Raw genomic sequence first — 755 nt, forward strand, 5'->3', positions numbered from 1 at the left:
CCGCCGAGCACCACCATCGAGAGCACGACGATCGACTCCCAGAAAGTGAACGACTCGGGCGAGACGAAGCCCTGGAACGCGGAGAACATGCCACCCGCCACGCCACCGAACGACGCGCCCATGGCGAACGCGAGCAGCTTGATGTTGCGTGTGTTGATGCCCATCGCCTTGGCGGCCGTCTCATCTTCGCGCACGGCAATCCACGCCCTGCCCATGCGCGAATGTTGCAGACGCACGCATACCAATGCGATTAGGACGGCCAACGTGACAAACAGGTAATAGTGGAGATAGACGGGATTTGCTTGCAAACCGAATATCTCGTGATTGCTGAAGAAATCAAATCCAAACAGGGAGATCGGCTCGACGCCGGTAATGCCCTTCGGCCCGTTAGTGATATTCACCGGGCTATCCAGGTTGTTCATAAAGATACGGATGATCTCCCCGAAACCCAGCGTCACGATGGCCAGATAGTCGCCGCGCAAACGCAGCGTCGGCGCACCGAGCAAGATGCCGAAGATCGCCGCGACCGCAGCACCGATCGGAATCGTGAACCACACGGGCACATGCAGGCCGCCCGGGAACAGATGCGCGATCCATTCGAACTGCGATGTAAGGTGCGGAGAACTCAGGAACGCCGTGACGTACGCGCCCACGGCATAGAACGCGATGTAACCGAGATCGAGCAGGCCGGCGAAGCCCACCACGATGTTCAGGCCCAGCGCGAGCATGATGTAGAGCAGCGCGAAGTCGAGCAC

At 59.6% G+C, this 755-nt stretch carries 1 protein-coding gene; it reads right to left on the reverse strand.

Annotated features, from left to right (window positions below):
* Nucleotides 1-755, reverse strand: a 755-nt coding sequence (locus tag A9762_RS27785) for an ABC transporter ATP-binding protein (protein WP_069345184.1), incomplete at both ends; no start/stop codon positions are given.

This window comes from Pandoraea sp. ISTKB (genome assembly GCF_001721285.1).
Taxonomy (GTDB): domain Bacteria; phylum Pseudomonadota; class Gammaproteobacteria; order Burkholderiales; family Burkholderiaceae; genus Pandoraea; species Pandoraea capi.